Below are 17926 nucleotides of genomic sequence, written 5' to 3'. Positions count from 1 at the left end.
AGGGTCGGGGCGGGCCGGGGGGGGCGGGGGGGGGGGGGGGGGCGGGTGGGGGGGGGGGGTGGGGGGCCGGGGGGGGGGGGGGGGGGGGGGGGGGGGGGGGTGGGGGGTGGGGGGGGGGGGGGGGGGGGGGGGGGGGGGGGGGGCGCCCGCCCCCCCCCCCGCCGCTCCGTGGTGCGTTTCCGGGGCGGGGTCAGCCGGTGTTGCGCAGGCCGGCGGCGACTCCGTTGACGGTGAGGAGGAGGGCTCGGGCGAGCAGCGGGTCGGGGTCTTCGCCGCGTTCGGCGGCCTGGCGCTGGCGGGCCAGCAGGGAGACCTGGAGGTAGGAGATCGGGTCCAGGTAGGCGTCGCGGATGGCGAAGGTCTGCTGGAGTACCGGGCTGGTGTCGAGGAGCTCGGTGCTTCCGGTGACCTTGAGGACTTCCTGGACGGTGAGGGCGTGTTCGGCCTCGATGGCGTCGAAGACGTGCTTGAGCTCGTCCGGGACGAGGGTGTCGACGTAGTGGCGGGCGATGCGCAGATCGGTCTTGGCGAGCGTCATCTCCACGTTGGAGAGGAAGTTGCGGAAGAAGTGCCAGTGTTCGTGCATCTCTTCCAGGACACTGTCGAGCCCGGCTTCGCGCAGGGCCTTGAGGCCGGAGCCGACGCCGTACCAGCCGGGGACGATCTGGCGGGACTGGGTCCAGCCGAAGACCCAGGGGATGGCGCGCAGTCCGTCGAGCGAGACGCCCGAGCCGGGGCGGCGGGAGGGCCGCGAGCCCAGGTGCAGGTCGGCGAGCTGGTCCACCGGTGTGGAGGCGAGGAAGTACGTCGGCAGGTCCGGGTCCTCGACGAGCTTGCGGTAGGCGGCGTGGGCGGCGTCGGAGACGGTGTCCATGGCCGCGTCCCAGCGGGCGAGGGCTTCGTCGGACTGGCGGGGCGCGGTGTGCAGGGCGGATGCCTGGAGGGTGGCCGCGACGGTCAGTTCGAGGTTCTCGCGGGCGAGGGCCGGGATGAGGTACTTGTCGGAGATGACCTCGCCCTGTTCGGTGACCTTGATCTCGCCTTCGAGGGTGCCCCAGGGCTGGGCGAGGATCGCGTCGTGGGAGGGGCCGCCGCCGCGGCCGACGGTGCCGCCGCGGCCGTGGAAGAGGCGCAGGCGTACGCCGTAGCGGTGGGCGACGTCGCGGAGGCGGCGCTGGGCGCGGTGGATCTCCCACTGGGAGGTGGTGATGCCGCCGAACTTGGAGGAGTCGGAGTAGCCGAGCATGACCTCCTGGACGTCGCCGCGCAGGGAGACGAGGCGTCGGTAGGAGGGGTCGGCGAGCATTTCGTCGAGGATGACGTCGGCCGCGCGGAGCTCGTCGGTGGTTTCCAGGAGCGGGACGATGCCGATCTTGGCCCAGCCTGCGTGGAGGTCGAGGAGTCCGGCCTCGCGGGCGAGGACCGCGGCGGCGAAGACGTCGTCGGCGCCCTGGCACATGGAGATGATGTACGACTCGATGACTTCGGGGCCGAAGCGCTCGAAGGCTTCCTTGACGGTGTGGAAGACGCCGAGGGTCTTCTCGCCCGCGGCGTCGAGGGGGGCCGGGGTGGGGGCGAGGGGGCGGCGGGAGCGGAGTTCCTTGGCGAGGAGCTTCTGCCGGTAGTCGCGGGGCATGTCGGCGTAGCGCCAGGATTCCTCGCCGAGGCGGTCGAAGAGCTGGCCGAGGGCGTGGTGGTGGGCGTCGGCGTGTTCGCGGACGTCCATGGTGGCGAGCTGGAGGCCGAAGGCGGCGAGGGTGCGGATGGTGCGGTCCATGCGTCCGTCGGCGAAGAGGCCGCCGCGGTGTTCGCGCAGGGAGGTCTGGATGAGCTGGAGGTCGGCGAGGAGGTCGGCGGTGCCGAGGTAGTCGCAGCCGGGGCGGTGGGGGGTGTCGCCGGCGAGGCGTTCGCGGGTGTTGACGAGCTTCTGCCGGATGCAGGTGGCCTTGAGGCGGTAGGGCTCCTCGGCGTTCAGCCGCTTGTAGCGGGGGCTGATTTCGGGGAGGCGTTCGAGGTCGGCCTGGAGGGAGGTGAGGAGTTCGTCGGTGGCGCCGGTGTAGCGGATGGAGTTGGAGAGCTGGGCGCGGAGGTGGTCGACGAGTTCGAGGGCGTCGGTGATGCCGTGTTCGTGCTGGAGGATGAGGACTTCGCGGGTGACGGCGGGGGTGACGTTGGGGTTGCCGTCGCGGTCGCCGCCGATCCAGGTGCCGAAGGTGAGGGGGCGGGTGCCCGCGGGGAGTTCGACGCCGACGCGTTCGAGTTCGGCGGCGAGGTCTTCGAGCACGTCGCCGACGGCACCGAGGTGGAGTTCGTCGAGGTAGTAGATGGCGTTGCGGGCCTCGTCGGCGGGTTCGGGCCGGACGACGCGGAGTTCGTCGGTCTGCCAGATGAGGTCGATGTTCTCGGCGAGGCGGAGGTCCTGGCGGCGCCGGTCGGCGTCGATGACGGGGGTTTCGAGGAGTTCGGCGATGCGGCGGAGCTTGTTGAGGACGGAGCGCCGGGCGGCCTCGGTGGGGTGTGCGGTGAAGACGGGTCGCACGTTGAGGTTCTTGACGGTTTCGCGCAGGTGCTGCGGGTCGGCGTCCTTGAGGCGGTCGGCGGTGCGGGCGAGGAGTCCGCCCTCGGCGGCGCGTCGGTCGCGCATCTCGCGGGCGCGGTGGACCTGCTCGGTGACGTTGGCGAGGTGGAAGTAGGTGGAGAAGGCGCGGACGAGGCGCGCGGCGGTCTCCAGGTCCGTGTCGCCGAGCAGGTCGGCGGCGGCTTCGCCGTCGGTGCGGGTGAGGGCGCGGACGCGTTCGACGAGGTCGAGGAGTTCCTGGCCCTCCTGGCGCACCAGGGTTTCGCCCAGCAGGTCGCCGAGGCGGCGGATGTCGGCGCGCAGCTCGGGGCTTGCGGCGGGGGTCTGGTCGGCACTGCTCACAGTGTGCGGCTCCTTGCAGTGAATGAGGAGGTGCGTCGCGTTGCGGCTGCCACCCAAGGGTGGTGGTGGAGGCCGCGCGGGCACGGGGTCTCCGGGGCCGCGGCCGGCGGCGGTGCCGGCGCCACCCCGGAAAGCGGAGTGCGGACCGCGCTGTCCGACTCCACCAGGATAGGTGTCCGCGTCGTCGGCACCGCTGGCGCCCCGTTCGGGTTTTCCCGTGTGGGCGCGTGGTCGTGCTCTCGTGCGGTGGGGCTTCGCGCTGCCATACTTACGTAACCGTAGGTTACGGAACCGTAGCCGGACCTGTCCGTCGTACTTCTCATCCCCAGGGGACCCCCCATGCACACCAGCCCCGCCGTGATCGACGAAGCCCAGCCATCGGGGTCCGACGATCCCGCCCCGCCTTCCGCCACACTCGGCGGGGACAGCAAGGGGTCGGTCGAGCAGATCGCTCTCCTGCTGTTCATCGTGGTGCCGTTCCTGGCCCTGGTGGCGGCGGTGCCGCTGGTCTGGGGGCGGGGGGTGAGCTGGCTCGATCTCGGCCTGTTGGTGGCGATGTACTTCATCGGCTGCCATGGCATCACGATCGGTTTCCACCGCTATTTCACACATGGTTCGTTCAAGGCGAGGCGTCCGCTGCGGATCGCGCTGGCGGTGGCGGGTTCGCTGGCCGTGGAGGGGCCGTTGGTGCGGTGGGTGGCGGATCACCGCAGGCATCACCGTTTCTCGGACGCGGAGGGGGATCCGCATTCGCCGTGGCGGTTCGGCGAGTCGTTGCCTGCGTTGCTGAAGGGGCTGTGGTGGGCGCACATCGGATGGATGTTCGATGCGGAGCAGACGCCGCAGCAGAAGTACGCCCCGGATCTCGTCAAGGATCCGGCGCTGCGTGCGGTCTCGCGTCACTTCGTGACGTTCACGGTCGTGTCGCTGGCGGTTCCGCCGTTGGTGGGCGGGTTGGTGACGTGGTCGTGGTGGGGTGCGGCGACGGCGTTCTTCTGGGGTTCCCTGGTGCGGGTGGCGCTGCTGCATCACGTCACCTGGTCGATCAATTCGATCTGTCACGCGGTGGGCAGGCGTCCGTTCCGTTCCCGTGACCGCTCGGGGAACGTGTGGTGGCTGGCGGTGCTGTCGTGCGGGGAGTCGTGGCACAACCTGCATCACGCGGATCCGACGAGCGCGCGGCACGGTGTGGAGCGGGGGCAGATCGATTCGAGCGCCCGGGTGATCCGCTGGTTCGAGAGGCTGGGGTGGGCGTCGGATGTGCGCTGGCCGGACGCCGCGCGGATCGAGTCCCGGCGTATCGGCGCCCGCCGCGACCGTGTGCGCGACGACGCGGCATGATGGACGACGTGGCGACCGACTCCAGTACCAGCAGCGAGACCAACCGTCCTTCCTCCTCCCGGCGGGCCCGCCGGGTCAGGATGACCGGCAAGGAGCGCCGCGAGCAGCTGCTGGACATCGGTCGCACGCTCTTCGCCGACAAGGGTTTCGAGGGCACGTCGGTGGAGGAGATCGCCTCTCGCGCGGGCGTCTCGAAGCCGGTGGTGTACGAGCACTTCGGCGGCAAGGAGGGGCTGTACGCGGTGGTGGTCGACCGTGAGATGCGGCGGCTGCTCGACATGGTGACGGGCGCGCTGACGGCGGGCCATCCGCGGGAGCTGCTGGAGCAGGCGGCGTTCGCGTTGCTGGACTACATCGAGACGTACACGGACGGCTTCCGCATCCTGGTCCGGGATTCCCCCGTCGCCCAGTCGACGGGTACGTTCGCGTCGCTGATCAGTGACATCGCCACTCAGGTGGAGGACATCCTCGGCCTGGAGTTCAAGGCCCGGGGTTTCGATCCGAAGCTGGCCCCGCTGTACGCGCAGGCGCTGGTGGGGATGGTGGCGCTGACGGGTCAGTGGTGGGTGAACGCGCGCAAGCCGAAGAAGGCGGAGGTCGCGGCCCATCTGGTGAATCTGGCCTGGCACGGTCTGGAGAACCTGGAGTCGAAGCCGCGGCTGATAGGCCATCGCAAGAGCTGAGTGCCGAGCGCCGGTCGAGCGGTCCCCGACCGGGCGGACACCGTCCCCGAGCCTCCCGGGCGTGGTCGCCCGGGAGGTTCGGGGACGGCGGTGCCGGGGGCGCTGACGGGGGTCCACCACGACCGGCCGAGGACCGGTGTCCCGTTCCCGATCGACATCGGCATCGGCATCACATCGGAAGCGCTGAGCGTGCTCTGGTGTTCTGCCGGGCACGCGCCCGTTCCCCCTCGCGGGCCGTCCGGTTCACGGGCGGGTGATCAGCGGCGTGCGAGCCGGTGTCGCGGTGCGGGGGCGGGCCCGGTCGGTCGTCTGCCCGGCGCCGTCACAGAACGTCGGCGAGGCGGTCCACCTGGGCCGGGTCGAGGCCGTAGCAGTAGAGCATGACCTCATCGGCGCCGAGGTCCGCGAAGCGGGTGATCGTCTCGCGGATCCCGGTCGGTGTGGTGAGCATTCCGGCGACCATGCGGTCGGGCATGCCGGTGAAGGTGTAGTACGCGTGCATGCGGGTCCGGGCGTCGTGGACCACGTCGTCGGGGCCGAGCGCGACATTGACCTGCGCGACGATGCGCGGCTCGCCCTCGCGGCCGTACTCCTTCCAGAACCCGCGTGCCGTGTCGAACAGGCCGCCCGCCCAGGAGGGTCCGGCGGCGGCGAGGAAGCCGTCGCCCCAGCGCGCGACGCGTTCGATCGCGGCGGGCCTGAAGCCGCCGAAGAGCACTTCGGGGCCGCCGGGCCGGGCGGGCGCGGGACCGATCGGGCCGACGCCGTCGCCGTACGGCTCGCCGGACCACAGGCGGCGCATCACCGCCATCTGTTCGTCCAGGCGCCGGCCCCGGGTGCGCGGGTCGACGCCCGCGGCCCGGTGGTCGTCGTCCCGGCCGCCGATGCCCAGGCCGAGGACCAGACGGCCACCGGTCATGCGGTCCAGGGTTGCGGCCTGCTTGGCGAGGAGGGCGGTGTCGCGCAACGGGGCGAGCAGCACTTCGGTCTGGACACGGATGCGGGAGGTGGCACCTGCCAGCACGGCGAGCGCGACCAGGGGCTCGGGGTTGTCGTGGACGAGCCGGTCGAGCAGGCCGAGCGTGCTGAAGGGCCCGGCCTCGGCGCTCCGCGCCCAGGTGAGCAGGGCGGCCGGGTCGCCGATGGGCAGACCGATACCGATGTTCATGAGGGAAACCTCCGGAAGGAAGGGTCGACAAGGACTGCTGCCGCCCCTCCTGCACCTCCAGTGAGGTGGGACGTTCCCGCTCTACGGCGTGCTTCCGGGGAACGTCTCGTCGAAGTCGCCCCACCCTAGTGCTGCGACGGGTCACAGCACCAGGCCGTTTCGGCCCGGGGCGGGCCGTGTCGACGGGGCAGGCCACCCTCCGCATCGGTCCTTCGGTTCACGCGTCCGCCGGTGCTTCGGTTCACGCGTCCACCGGCTCCAGGAACTCCAGTCGGTTCCCGACCGGGTCGTGGCTGAAGAAGCGGCGGTGGCCGGGCAGGTCGCCGTCCCACCGCACCGGGGCCCCGTGGGCCTCCAGCCGGGCGGCGTACGCCTCGATGCCGGTGACGCGCAGACCGGGGTGGGCCTTGCGGGCGGGGCGGAAGTCCTGCTCGACGCCCAGGTGGAGCTGGACCGGTCCGGCCCGGAACCAGCAGCCGCCGCGGGCGGCGAGGGCCGGGGGCTTGGCGATCTCCGTCATGCCGAGGGTGTCGGCGTAGTACGTGCGCAGGATGTCCTCCGAGCCCGCCGGGGCGGCGAGTTGGACATGGTCGAGGGCGGCGATCACGATGTCATTTCTCCTTGTGGGCAACGGCGAAGACGCGGCGGAACGGGAAGACGGTGCCGTGCGGGCCGGCGGGGTAGGCGGTGCGCAGCAGGTCGCGGTAGGCGGCGAGGAAGGCGTCGCGGGCCCCGGGGTCGTCGCCCAGGGCGGTGAGGACGGGACGCAGGCCGGTGCCCTTCACCCAGTCGAGTACCGGGTCCTCGCCGTGCAGCAGGTGCAGGTAGGTGGTCTCCCAGACGTCGGCGGTGATGCCGGGGGCCGTGAGGGCATCGAGGTAGGCGGTGGGGGCGGGCACGGCGTCGGCGTGGCGCAGGACGCCGTGCAGACGCTCGCGCCAGCGCGGGGAGGCGGCGAGTTCCCGCATGAGGACGTGGGAGGGCTGGTCGAAGTTGCCGGGAACCTGGAGGGCGAGCGTGCCGCCGGGGGTGAGTGCGTCCAGCCAGACGGGGAGGCGTGCGAGGTGGTCGGGGACCCACTGGAGCAGGGCGTTGGAGACGATCACGTCGAAGGGTTCGGCGGGGGTCCAGGTGGCGGCGTCGGCCTCGACGAAGTCCAGGAGGGGCCCGGCGTGGGTCCTGGCCCGTTCCAGCATCTGGGGCGAGTTGTCGTAGCCGGTGATACGGGCCCTCGGCCAGCGTCGGGCGAGGAGGGCGGTGACGTTTCCCGCGCCGCAGCCGAGGTCGGCGACGCGGGGCGCCGGTGCGGCCGGGGGGTCGGGAACGCGGGCCAGGAGGTCGTGGAACGGGCGGGTGCGGTGATCCGCGTGGCGCAGGTACTGCTGCGGATCCCAGAGAGGTGCGCTCATGGATTCAGGATCACGCCCGAGTTATCTCGATGTCAAGACACTTGAATTCAAGAGACTTCATGTCGACAGACCCTCTACACTGATCGACATGGAGGACGAGGTCGACCGACTGGTCGCTGCATGGCGCCGTGAGCGCCCCGACCTCGACGTGGAACCGCTCGAGGTGCTGAGCCGCGTCTCGCGTCTGGCCCGGCATCTGGACCGGGCGCGCCGGATCGCTTTCTCCGAGCACCACCTGGAGCCGTGGGAGTTCGACGTCCTGACGTCGCTGCGTCGCGCGGGCGCCCCCTACCAGCTGTCCCCCGGCCAGTTGCTGACCCAGACGCTGGTGACCTCGGGCACGATGACCAACCGCATCGACCGGCTGGCCAAGAAGAACCTCGTCGAGCGGCTCCCCGACCCCAACGACCGACGCGGCGTGCTCGTCCGGCTCACCGCCGAGGGCCGCGACAGGGCCGACCAGTCACTGGCCGGTCTGCTCGCCCAGGAACGCGCCATCCTGGGCGAACTCTCACCGCAGCAGCGCGGCGAACTGGCGGGGCTGCTACGCCAGTTGACTGCCCCGTTCGACAACATCCCCGGCTAGGGCAGGTCCGGCCGGTCCCAGGTCCGCCGGTTCCAGGTCGACCGGTCCGATGCCCGCCCGGCGCGCCAGCGCGACCGCCGCGAGCGTGGAGTGCACACCCAGCTTCCCCAGGACGTTCTGCATGTGTGTGCGCACCGTGTGCGGGGAGAGGTAGAGGCGCTCCGCGACGGCCTTGCGCCCCAGCCCGGCCACCATGCAGCGCAGCACCTCGCGCTCGCGCGGGGTCAGCGACTCGACGAGCTGTTCGCTCTCGGTGCGGTGTCTGCGTGCCGCGGTCAGCTCCCGCAGGACGCCCGTCAGCAGGGCCGGGGGCAGGTGCGTCTCGTCGCGCAGCACGCCCCGGACGACCGTGAGGAGTCGTTGCAACGAGCAGTCCTTGGCCACCCAGCCGGAGGCGCCGGCCTGGAGCGCGAGGGCGGCCCGGTGCGGGTCGTCCTTCTCGGCGAGCACCACCGTGTGCACGGAGGGCCGGGCGGTGTGGACACCGGCGACCAGGGAGATGCCGTCCACCGGTGCGTTCTCCCCGGCGCGCGGCACCGGGACGGGCGCGCGGCGGCCCCCCGCCGCGGTCAGGATGCCGAGTTCGGCGTCGACCAGCATCACGTCGTAGCCGCGCCCCTCGGTGGCCGCCCGTTCCAGGCAGCGCAGCGCGGCCGGGCCGCTGCCCGCCGCCGACACCTCGACATCGGGCTCGGCCGCGAGTGCCGCTGCCAGCGACTCGGCGAAAATACGGTGGTCGTCCACCACCAGAACCCGGATTCGAACCACAGGCACCCCCTGCTGCCTACGCTGCCGGGCACCCCGGCCCGCCGAAGGAACGGAACGACGCGGGTACGGTCGCCCGGACCGGGAGATGGACCGCGGCCCCACGGCCGCCGCCGTGCGCCGACTGCCATCCGCCCCGGGCGCCGTACCCGACTGTCTCGTACCCCTGAATCGGCACCGGCCCCCACCGGTGCTGTGCATCAGGGTACGGCGCGTCGTCCGGCGCGTAAGGCGATTCGCGGAACTGACCGGCACCGGTCGGTCGATGGCCGGTGCCGGCCGGTGCGCGGTGCGCGCCTGGCCGGAATCGTCAGCTGACGGAAGGCGGCCGGGGCGGCCGGGGCGGCCGGGTCAGGCGAGGCGGCGGGCGCCCGCCGAGGGCACCGCGGGGAAGATCCCCGGCTCCGCGTGTCCGGCCGCGGCGAAGGCCGCCCGTACCGCCCCGGCGACCGCGTCCGCACGCGCCTCGTCCACCAGTACGATCGCCGAGCCGCCGAAGCCGCCGCCGGTCATCCGGGCACCGAGCGCCCCGGCACCGCCCGCCGTCGACACCACAAGGTCCAGTTCCGGGCAGGAGACCCGCAGGTCGTCGCGGAGCGAGGCGTGTCCCGCGTCGAGGACCGGGCCCACCGCGCGCACGTCGCCCGCGTCGAGCAGGGCGATGACCTGCCTCACCCGTTCGTTGTCACCGACCACATGACGTACGCAGCGCACCACGGACTCGTCCGCGTCGGACGCGGCAAGCGTCTCCAGGGCCGTTTCGAGCCCCGGGAACGGCAGGTCGCGCAGCGTGCGCAGACCGAGCGCGGCGGCCCCCGCCTCGCAGCCGGCCCGCCGCTCGGCGTACGCGCCGTCGCCCAGCGCGTGCTTGACGCGGGTGTCGACGACCAGCAGCCGCAGCCCGTGCGCGGCCAGGTCGAAGGGAACCTGGCGCTGGGTGAGGTCGCGGGTGTCGAGGTACAGGGCGTGGCCCTCGGTGCAGCAGGCGGAGGCCATCTGATCCATGATCCCGCACGGCACACCGACGAACGCGTTCTCGGCGCGCTGCCCGATGACCGCCAACTCCTGTGCGGTCAGGCCGAGTTCGAAGAGGTCGTTCAGAGCGAGCGCGGTGACGACCTCCAGTGCCGCGGAAGAGGAGAGCCCGGCGCCGGTGGGCACGGCGGAGATGAGCTGGATGTCCGCCCCGGTGACCGGGTGACCGGCCTCGCGCAGCGCCCAGACGACGCCCGCCGGGTAGGCGGCCCAGCCGTGCCCCTGATGCGGGGCAAGTTCGTCGATCCGGAGCCGGACGACTCCGCCCGGCACGTCGGACGAGTGGAGTCGCAGTTCGCCGTCGGTGCGGCGGGCGACGGCGGCGCGCGCGGTGTGCGGCAGCGCGAGCGGCATCACGAAGCCGTCGTTGAAGTCGGTGTACTCGCCGATCAGGTTGACCCGCCCGGGGGCCGCCCAGACGCCCTCGGGGGCGCTGCCGTACAGCGCGGTGAAGGCGTCGGCCGGGTCGGCGGGTGCGGGGGCCGGGTCGTGGTGCTCGGTCATGAGGCGGTGGGTTCCTCTCGGCGGGCGAACGCCCAGGCGTCGGTGACGATTCCGGCGAGGTCGGAGCGCGACGGCGTCCAGCCGAGCCGTTCCCCGGCGGTGGCGGCGGAGGCGACCAGCACGGCGGGGTCACCGGCGCGGCGCGGGGCCGCGGTCTCGGGGACGGGGTGGCCGGTGACCGCGCGGACGGTCTCGATGACCTCGCGGACCGAGAAGCCGTTGCCGTTGCCGAGGTTGCAGATCAGGTGCTCGCCCGGGGTGGCCGCGTCCAGGGCGAGCAGGTGGGCCTCGGCGAGGTCGGCGACGTGGATGTAGTCGCGGACGCAGGTGCCGTCGGGGGTCGGGTAGTCGTCGCCGTACACCGCGATGGACTCCCGTCGGCCGAGGGCGACCTGGAGGACGAGCGGGATGAGGTGCGACTCGGGGTCGTGCCGCTCGCCCCGACTGCCGTACGCCCCCGCCACGTTGAAGTAGCGCAGCGAGACGGCGGCCAGTCCGTGCGCCTTCGCCTCGCCGCTGATCATGTGGTCGACGGCGAGCTTGGTGGCGCCGTAGGGGCTGGTGGGCGCGGTCGCGTCGGCCTCGGTGATGGGGGTGGTGGCCGGTTCGCCGTAGGTCGCGGCGGTGGAGGAGAAGACCAGGGTCCGCACCCCGGCGTCGCGCATCGCGGCGAGCAGTTCGAGGGAGCCGCCGACGTTGTTCGTCCAGTACCTCTCGGGGTCCGTGACGGACTCGCCGACCTGCGAGTACGCGGCGAAGTGCAGCACCCCGTCGTAGGAGGCGTCGAGCCATTTCGCGGCGTCCTGGACGCGGCCCTCGACGAACTCCGCCCCGGCCGGAACGCCCTCCCGGAAACCCGTCGACAGGTCGTCGAGGACGGTGACCGCGTGACCGGCCTCCAGCAGATGCTGGGCGACCACGCTGCCGACGTATCCCGCGCCACCGGTGACCAGGTACTTCCTCTGGGGCTTGCTCACTCGCTCGCTACCTCTCGCAGTCGCTGGGCCGCGGCCTCCGGCGGCACATCGTTGATGAACACGTTCATGCCGGATTCGGAACCGGCGAGGAACTTCAGCTTGCCGGAGGTGCGTCGGATGGTGAAAAGCTCCAGATGGAGCCCGAAGTCCTCCCTGCCGGGGGCCGCGAACGGGGCCTGGTGCCAGGCCGAGATGTACGGGGTCGGCGGCTCGCCGGGCCCGAAGATCCGGTCGAATCGCCTCAAGAGTTCCAGATAAAGCTGTGGGAATTCCGTGCGCGCGGCGTCGTCGAGCGACCGCAGGTCGGGAACGCGGCGGCGGGGGTGGAGGTGCACCTCGTACGGCCAGTGGGCGGCGTACGGGACGAAGGCGATCCAGTGCTCGCCCGCCAGGACGACCCGTGAACCGTCCGCCTCCTCGCGGGCCACCACGTCGTCGAAGAGGTTGCGGCCGGTCGCGGCGCGGTGGGCGGCCGTCGAGCGGAGCATCAGTTCGGTGCGCGGGGTGACGAACGGGTACGCGTAGATCTGCCCGTGCGGATGTCCGAGCGTGACGCCGATCTCGGCGCCCCGGTTCTCGAAGCAGAACACCTGCTCCACCTGCGGGAGTTCGGCAAGTTCGGTGGTGCGGTCGGTCCAGGCCGCCAGAACCAGCGCGGCCTGCTCCTCGGTGAGGTCGGCGAAGGAAGCGTCGTGGTCGGAGGTGAAGCAGACGACCTCGCAACGGCCGGAGTCACCGGCGAGCGAGGGGAAGCGGTTCTCGAAGACGGCGACGTCGTAGTCCGCCTCGGGTATCTCGCTCAGCCGGCCGTCCCGCGAGGGGCAGAGCGGGCACTCGTCGGCCGGCGGGTGGTAGGTGCGGCCCTGCCGGTGCGAGGCGATGGCGACGCTGTCTCCGAGGAACGGGTCCCGGCGGATCTCGGACGACGTCGAGACGCGGCCGAGGGGCCGCCGGTCCTCGGCGTCGCGGACGGCGTCGTCACGGCGGTCGTAGTAGAGCAGTTCCCGACCGTCGGCGAGTGTCGTAACCGTTTTCTTCACCAGACTCCTCCAAACACAATCAAACATAATGAACCACAAGCCAACACGCACGTCAATGACGGCCCGGTCCGGGGCCGGGCGCACGGCATCGTCGGAGCCGGTCCGTGGAGGGAGGCGCGGTGATGTGTGGGTGGGCGGAGGGGCCCTCGGGTGGGCGGGGGCCCTCGGGGGTGCAGGAGGTCGGCGGGCACGGCGGGACGGAACACGCCGACGCCTGTGCGCCTTGTGCGCATGTATGCCTTGTGCGCCTGTGCGCCTTGTGCGCCGATGCGTCTGTGTGACTCAAGTGCCGGGGCGTTCCGGCGGCCCGGGGCGGGCCCGTAGTGGCAGGCGCGTACGCGGGCGCGGAGTACGGGCGGCAGGGGCCGGGGCGCGAACGCGACAGCCGAGACAGCCGGCGTCGTCAGTCCGCGACAGCCGGCGTCGTCAGTCCGCGTGGACCCGCTTCGGGGCCCGTCGTACGCCCGGCCCGGGGGCGGAGGCTGCCCGGTCCAGGAGTCCCGTCCGGGCCGCGAGTGCCGCGGCCTCCAGCCGGGAGCCGACGCCCAGCTTCATCAGTACCCGTTGCACATGTGTGCGGGCGGTGCTCGACGCGATCCGCATCCCGGCCGCGATCAGCCGGGTGTCCTCGCCCTCGGCGACCCGGACCAGCACCTCGACCTCGCGCGGGGTGAGCATCCGGAGCAGTCGTTGTCCCTCGTCGTCCGGGGCGGCGACCGGATCGAGGAGTTCGGCGAAGGCTCCCTGGAGGAGCAGCGGCGACACCGCTGCCTCTCCGGCGCGTGCCTTGGCCATCGCCCGTTCGACGCCCTCCATGCGCTCGTCGTGGCGGACGTACCCCGCGGCGCCCGCGGCGAAGGCGGCGGCGATACCGCGCGGACTGGGTACGGGGCCGAGCACCACCACCGCCACCTGGGGGCGCTCCCGCCGGATGCGTGCGATCGGGTCGAAGACGCCGGGTTCGGCGGGCGCCGCCGTGCCGAACAGGCAGACCTCGGGGGCCCGGCTGATCACCAGTTCGGCCGCTCCCGCTGTCGGCGCCGCCGCCGCGAGCACCCGATGGCCCCGCAGCTTCAGCGCCGAGGCGAGCGCCTCGGCGAGCAGGCGGTGATCGTCGATCACCATGAGCCGCACACCCATCGAGCACACCCCCGTAGCGGTGGTGCCAGACCCCCCGGCCCACCTTGACCCGGCAAGCTACACGCTCGGCCGCCGTCCCGGACGCGTTATCGGCCAAAGGCGCGAGCGGCCCGGAAACACGAGCGGTCCGGAAACGCGAGCGGGGGCGGAGCCGCCGGGCGGACCCCACCCCCGCCACACGCGCGGTGGTTGTTCGTGCGGCCGCGTCACTCCCTGCTGAAGCCGACGAACAGGCGCCGGCTGGTGTCCAGGGTGCCGTGGGGCTTGCTCACCAAGGTGCTGGACAGGTACAGGTGCCCGTCGTTGTAGCGGAACTCCGAGTAGTCCGGGCTGAAGTTGGTCTCCACGTCACGGACGGTCTTGTCGCTCGGGTTCTCCATCAGCACGGTCTGCTTGAACGTGCCGCCGTCGATGGAGACGATCTGACCGCCCTTGTCGTAGGGAGGGGTGCGGTACGCGATGATGTTGCCGCCGTCCATGCGGATCGGGAACATCTTGTAGCGGTCGCCCGCGTCGGCCCGGTCGCTGGTCGGTTTGCCCGTGGCGAGGTCGAACGAGACGATCTCGTTGGTGTCGCCGTACTCCCCGGTGCCCTCGTGGCTCTCGGTCGGCACGTAGATGCGGTTGTTGCCGACGGCAAGGCTGTTGCAGCTCTCGACCAGGGTGGACTTGCAGCGCGCGGCGTACTTGTCGCCGTCCGCCGCGATCCTGGTGAGCAGCTTGCCGGTGGAGGCGTCGATCGAGAAGAAGTCCGAGATACCGCTGCCGTCCCCGGCGGTGTCGCCGACATCGGCCGCGACGACCAGCGGCTTGGTGGAGACGATGCTCGCGTAGTCGACGCCGGGCGGCATCTTGTACGAGGAGATCGGGGCGCCGTCGGCCGGGTTCAGGGCCTGGATGACGAGTTGCGGGTCGTCGTACTTGCCGCAGGAGCGGACCACGGCGAGTGCCTCGCCGCCGCCGTAACCCCGGTCGAAGCAGCCGTCGGTGCTGGCCTTCGGCTTCCAGAGCTCGGCACCGGTGTTCAGGTTGAAGGCGGCGCCGCCCTCGCTCCCGCCCGCGGCGACCGTGGTACCGCTGACCGTCACCTCCTCGAACCTGACCGGTGCGTCGCCGCTGGTGGCGGCGTTCACGGACTTGCTCCACAGCAGTTTGCCGGTGCTCAGGTCCAGCGCGGCGACCTGGTTGCACGGCTGGTACTTCTTGGCCTTGGTGGGCTTGCCCTGTTCGAAGACGATGGCCGTCTTGTAGTCGGCGGTCATGTGCCGGGAGGCGGCGCAGAGCTGTCCGGCGAGCGGGATGGACCAGAGCTTGGTGCCCTTGACCGCGTCGTAGCCGACGATCTCGTTGATGCCGGTCTTCACGTACGCCTTGTCGGTCAGCCAGGAGCCGGAGAGCGTGGTGACCTCGGTGACCTTCGGTATCGGCATCTGGAAGGCGACCTTGGACCTGGGGTTGTCCGGTGCCTTCTCCTTGCCCGCGCCGTCGGGCGCGCTGCCGCTCTCGCCGCTGTCCTTGCCGTCGGAGGTGCCGCCGCTGGACTGGGACGCCTCTTCCTTCTTCTTGTCGTCGCCGCCGCCGCTCTTGGCGTACCAGATGCCCCCGCCGACGATCAGCACCACGGCGACCGCGGCGGCGACGATGATCTGCATCTGGGTACTGAACTTCTTGCCGCCGTTCCCGTTCCCGTTCTGCTGCGGCGGGTACTGCTGCTGCATCGGGGTGGTCGGGTAGCCGTAACCCTGCTGCGGCGGCTGGCCGGGCGGCATGGCGTGCGGGAAGCCATAGCCCTGCTGCGGCGGCTGGCCGGGCGGCAGTCCCTGCGGGTAGCCGTAGCCGGGCTGGGTCGGCTGCCCCTGCTGCGGGTAGCCGTATCCCGGCTGGGCCGGCTGTCCCTGCGGGGCGCCGTAACCGGGCTGGGTCGGCTGATTCTGCGGGGCGCCGTAACCCGGCTGCGGGGGCTGACCCTGCGGGACTCCGTGGGCCGGGCCCGGCTGCTGCGGCGGACCCGCCGGCGCAGTGGTGTCGGCGGGCGGCGGGGTCGGGGCACCGAAGCCGCCCTGCGGCGGACCTTGTGGGGCGCCGAAACCGCCCTGGGGCGGATCCTGCGGGGCACCGAAACCGCCCTGGGGCGGTTCGTTGGGCGGCTGCTGGGGCGGCTGCGTCATGGCGTACGTACCTCTGGGGGGAAGGGAGGGAAAAGGAGTGTCGGTGGGTCGAACGGGGCCGGCGGCGGTGGCGGATGCCGGGCCGCCGCCGGTCGTGATCCGGCGGACGCCGACGGCCCGATACCGCCGGACGCCCTCGTGATCCGTCAGTTGCCGAAGGCCATCATGGTCTTCGTCTCCAGCTCTTCCTTGTCGTTGCGCGCACTGACCCGGCCGCTCGCGATGAAGCAACGGCCGTTCGCGTAGAGAACCTTCGAGTTGTAGAAGGTGCTCTCGATCTGGGACGTCGACTCCGGGTGCTGCAACAGCATCTTCGGGGTGCCGCCGGTCGGGGCGAGGGTGGCGATCCCGCCGCCCTTGTTGTATCCGGCCTCCACGTAGAGCAGCACGTCGCCGCCCTCCATGCGCAGCGGCTTCACCACCCGCTCGGCCGGGGCCGCGGCCTTCCACTTGGTCTTCCCGGTGTTCAGGTCGAACGCCACGACCTTGTTCGTGCGGGCGAGGCCGCTGCCGTCCGACGCGGTCGCCATGTAGAACGTGTTGGCGTCGGCGGCGACACCGGTGCAGCCGTCCAGGGACTTGCCGAAGACCGCGAAGGTGCTGCCGCAGTCCGGCGCGAACTTGTCGTCCTTGTCGCTGTTGAGTCCGGAGCGGAGCGTGCCGTTCTCCCTGAGGGAGAGGATGCTCCACTCCTTTTCCTTCTTCAGGGAGACGACCAGCGGGCTCACCGAGTAGACCCGGTCGATCTCCCAGCCGCGCTTGGGCTGGTACGTCCACCGGGGCTTCCCGCTCACCGGGTCGAGTTCCTGGATCTGCTGCTGCGGGTTCTCGACGTCATTGGTGCGGCAGTTGGAGGCGGCGATCAGTTTCGTCCCTCCGGCGAAGGCGAACGGCTGGCAGTTGCCCGGTTGCTTGCCGAACAGCTCCTTCCCGTCGCTGACCCGGAAGGCGTTGGAGTTGCCGGTGCGGCCGACGGTGACCGTGTCGCCGCTGATGGCGAGCGAGATGTCCGACATCAGGTCCCAGATGCCGTTCTTCGTGATCGACTTCTTCCAGCCGGCCTTGCCGGTCTTGAGGTCGATCATCTGGAGGTCCGAACAGTCCGCCTTGCTGGTGGTGCCGTTCTTGACCCCGACGACGATCTTGCCGTCGGTGGTGGTCTGCGCGGGGGCGGCGCACAGGTCCGCGGGCAGCTGCACGTTCCACTTCGGCTTGCCGTCGGTGGCGGAGTAGCCGGATATCCCGCGGTACATGCCCTTGACGATCATGTCGCCGACGATCCAGGGACCGTACACGTCCGAGCCGTTGCGCGGCAGGTCGACGTCGTTCTTCATCAGCCAGAGGACCTTCGCCTCGCCCTCGCGGCGTCCGACGTTGAGGTCCTCGTCGACATCGCGGCCGTCACCGTCGCCGCCGCCCTGGTCGACGGAGGCCGAGCCGCTCGGCTTGACGTCCTCGCTCTTCCCCGCGACGGGCTTCTTGTCGTCGTCGCCCGGGTTCACGGCGAAGAAGACGCCGGTACCGACCACCAGCAGCGCGGCGGCCGCGGCACCGATGATCACCGCGGGCTTGCGCTTGGCCCCGCCGCCCCCGCCCGGGCCGTCGGGAAGCGGTGCGCCGGGGTACTGCTGCGGGTAGCCGTAACCGGGCTGCGCGGGCTGACCGTACGGGCCCGGCTGCTGGTTGTACGGACCCGGCTGCTGACCGTAGGGACCCGGCTGCTGGTTGTACGGACCCGGCTGCTGACCGTACGGGCCGGGCTGCTGGTTGTACGGGCCGGGCTGCTGGCCCGGCTGCTGCGGGTAGCCGTAACCGGCGGCCTGGCCCGGTGCCTGGCCGGGCGGCTGCGGGTAGCCGTAACCGGGCGGCGCGGACGGCGGAGCCTGCGGCGGCTGCGCGGGAGGCGGGGTCTGCGGCGGGGTCTGCGGTGCCGAGGGGGCCTTCGAGAACGAGGGCGCCTGCGGCGGCTGCGCGGGCGGCGGGCCCTGGGGCGGCTGAGGACTCCCCTGCGGCGGCTCCTGCGGCGCGCCGAAGCCTCCCTGCGGCGGTTGCTGACTGGGCGGCTGGCTCATCAGCACGTCCCCCTTCGTGCGGTCCGGTACCCGTTCCGGTCTCCCCCGCGATTCCGGGGCGCACAAAGAGTCCGACAAGACCCCCTGAACTCCACGGAAAGGAGCGAATCGGGCATGG

Annotated in this window: 14 protein-coding genes; 3 read left to right on the top strand and 11 right to left on the bottom strand. The window is 71.8% G+C overall.

Annotated features, from left to right (window positions below; translation table 11 throughout):
* Window positions 1-190: 190 nt before the first annotated feature.
* Entirely contained in the window at window positions 191-2920 is a 2730-nt protein-coding gene (ppc, locus tag ACF1CT_RS20355) for a phosphoenolpyruvate carboxylase (protein WP_391785282.1), read from the bottom strand.
* Window positions 2921-3259: 339 nt separating this feature from the next.
* On the opposite strand from ppc, the gene ACF1CT_RS20350 reads away from it, so the two are divergent.
* Together ACF1CT_RS20350 and ACF1CT_RS20345 are read left to right on the top strand one after the other, a co-directional pair.
* A complete protein-coding gene (locus tag ACF1CT_RS20350) occupies window positions 3260-4261 on the top strand; it encodes an acyl-CoA desaturase (protein ID WP_391785281.1) in 1002 nt (333 codons plus the stop codon).
* Window positions 4258-4944: a TetR family transcriptional regulator gene (locus ACF1CT_RS20345; RefSeq protein ID WP_391785280.1), complete on the top strand. Its 687-nt coding sequence runs from the start codon at window positions 4258-4260 to the stop codon at window positions 4942-4944. Before ACF1CT_RS20350 ends, ACF1CT_RS20345 begins: the two co-directional genes overlap by 4 nt.
* A gap of 322 nt (window positions 4945-5266) precedes the next feature.
* Here ACF1CT_RS20345 and ACF1CT_RS20340 read toward each other — a convergent pair whose 3' ends face one another.
* The 3 genes from ACF1CT_RS20340 to ACF1CT_RS20330 all read right to left on the bottom strand — a co-directional run bounded on the left by ACF1CT_RS20340 (window position 5267) and on the right by ACF1CT_RS20330 (window position 7521).
* Window positions 5267-6112, bottom strand: coding sequence for an LLM class flavin-dependent oxidoreductase (locus ACF1CT_RS20340; protein WP_391785279.1), 846 nt, complete (start codon window positions 6110-6112; stop codon window positions 5267-5269).
* Between the two features lie 241 nt (window positions 6113-6353).
* Complete coding sequence (locus tag ACF1CT_RS20335) at window positions 6354-6719, bottom strand: glyoxalase (RefSeq protein WP_391785278.1); 366 nt, start codon at window positions 6717-6719, stop codon at window positions 6354-6356.
* A 4-nt stretch (window positions 6720-6723) separates the two neighbouring features.
* Window positions 6724-7521, bottom strand: a complete 798-nt coding sequence (locus ACF1CT_RS20330; RefSeq protein ID WP_391785277.1) for a trans-aconitate 2-methyltransferase — start codon at window positions 7519-7521, stop codon at window positions 6724-6726.
* 88 nt (window positions 7522-7609) lie between these two features.
* Here ACF1CT_RS20330 and ACF1CT_RS20325 point away from each other — a divergent pair, with 88 nt between their 5' ends.
* Complete coding sequence (locus ACF1CT_RS20325) at window positions 7610-8107, top strand: MarR family winged helix-turn-helix transcriptional regulator (protein ID WP_391785276.1); 498 nt, start codon at window positions 7610-7612, stop codon at window positions 8105-8107.
* Here the strand turns inward: ACF1CT_RS20325 and ACF1CT_RS20320 are convergent.
* The 7 genes from ACF1CT_RS20320 to ACF1CT_RS20290 form a co-directional block, all read right to left on the bottom strand.
* Window positions 8066-8875, bottom strand: coding sequence for a LuxR C-terminal-related transcriptional regulator (locus ACF1CT_RS20320; RefSeq protein WP_391785402.1), 810 nt, complete (start codon window positions 8873-8875; stop codon window positions 8066-8068). The genes ACF1CT_RS20325 and ACF1CT_RS20320 overlap by 42 nt on opposite strands.
* A 348-nt stretch (window positions 8876-9223) precedes the next feature.
* Window positions 9224-10411, bottom strand: coding sequence for a galactokinase (gene galK / locus ACF1CT_RS20315; protein WP_391785275.1), 1188 nt, complete (start codon window positions 10409-10411; stop codon window positions 9224-9226).
* Window positions 10408-11388, bottom strand: coding sequence for a UDP-glucose 4-epimerase GalE (gene galE / locus ACF1CT_RS20310; protein WP_391785274.1), 981 nt, complete (start codon window positions 11386-11388; stop codon window positions 10408-10410). Before galE ends, galK begins: the two co-directional genes overlap by 4 nt.
* On the bottom strand, window positions 11385-12428 hold the full coding sequence (galT, locus tag ACF1CT_RS20305) for a galactose-1-phosphate uridylyltransferase (protein ID WP_391785273.1): 1044 nt from the start codon (window positions 12426-12428) through the stop codon (window positions 11385-11387). Before galT ends, galE begins: the two co-directional genes overlap by 4 nt.
* A gap of 426 nt (window positions 12429-12854) precedes the next feature.
* Window positions 12855-13568 carry a response regulator transcription factor gene (locus ACF1CT_RS20300; RefSeq protein ID WP_391785272.1) on the bottom strand — a complete coding sequence of 238 codons (714 nt, stop codon included), beginning with the start codon at window positions 13566-13568 and terminating at the stop codon, window positions 12855-12857.
* A 206-nt stretch (window positions 13569-13774) separates the two neighbouring features.
* Entirely contained in the window at window positions 13775-15736 is a 1962-nt protein-coding gene (locus tag ACF1CT_RS20295) for a PQQ-binding-like beta-propeller repeat protein (RefSeq protein ID WP_391785271.1), read from the bottom strand.
* Between the two features lie 146 nt (window positions 15737-15882).
* The gene (locus tag ACF1CT_RS20290; RefSeq protein ID WP_391785270.1) at window positions 15883-17808 is read right to left on the bottom strand and encodes a PQQ-binding-like beta-propeller repeat protein; all 1926 of its coding nucleotides are present in this window, start codon (window positions 17806-17808) and stop codon (window positions 15883-15885) included.
* Between the last annotated feature and the right edge of the window lie 118 nt (window positions 17809-17926).

The organism is Streptomyces sp. NPDC014734 (assembly GCF_043083325.1).
In the GTDB taxonomy this organism is placed as follows: Bacteria; Actinomycetota; Actinomycetes; order Streptomycetales; family Streptomycetaceae; genus Streptomyces.
This window is presented reverse-complemented; position numbering and strand designations above follow the sequence as displayed.

Coding starts and splice junctions, on each gene's coding strand:
- ACF1CT_RS20295 (WP_391785271.1), bottom strand. CDS start 15,736: ATGACGCAGCCGCCCCAGCAGCCGCCCAACGAACCGCCCCAGGGCGGT.
- ACF1CT_RS20290 (WP_391785270.1), bottom strand. CDS start 17,808: ATGAGCCAGCCGCCCAGTCAGCAACCGCCGCAGGGAGGCTTCGGCGCG.
- ACF1CT_RS20325 (WP_391785276.1), top strand. CDS start 7,610: ATGGAGGACGAGGTCGACCGACTGGTCGCTGCATGGCGCCGTGAGCGC.
- ACF1CT_RS20345 (WP_391785280.1), top strand. CDS start 4,258: ATGATGGACGACGTGGCGACCGACTCCAGTACCAGCAGCGAGACCAAC.
- ACF1CT_RS20300 (WP_391785272.1), bottom strand. CDS start 13,568: ATGGGTGTGCGGCTCATGGTGATCGACGATCACCGCCTGCTCGCCGAG.
- ACF1CT_RS20340 (WP_391785279.1), bottom strand. CDS start 6,112: ATGAACATCGGTATCGGTCTGCCCATCGGCGACCCGGCCGCCCTGCTC.
- ACF1CT_RS20330 (WP_391785277.1), bottom strand. CDS start 7,521: ATGAGCGCACCTCTCTGGGATCCGCAGCAGTACCTGCGCCACGCGGAT.
- ACF1CT_RS20350 (WP_391785281.1), top strand. CDS start 3,260: ATGCACACCAGCCCCGCCGTGATCGACGAAGCCCAGCCATCGGGGTCC.
- galK (WP_391785275.1), bottom strand. CDS start 10,411: ATGACCGAGCACCACGACCCGGCCCCCGCACCCGCCGACCCGGCCGAC.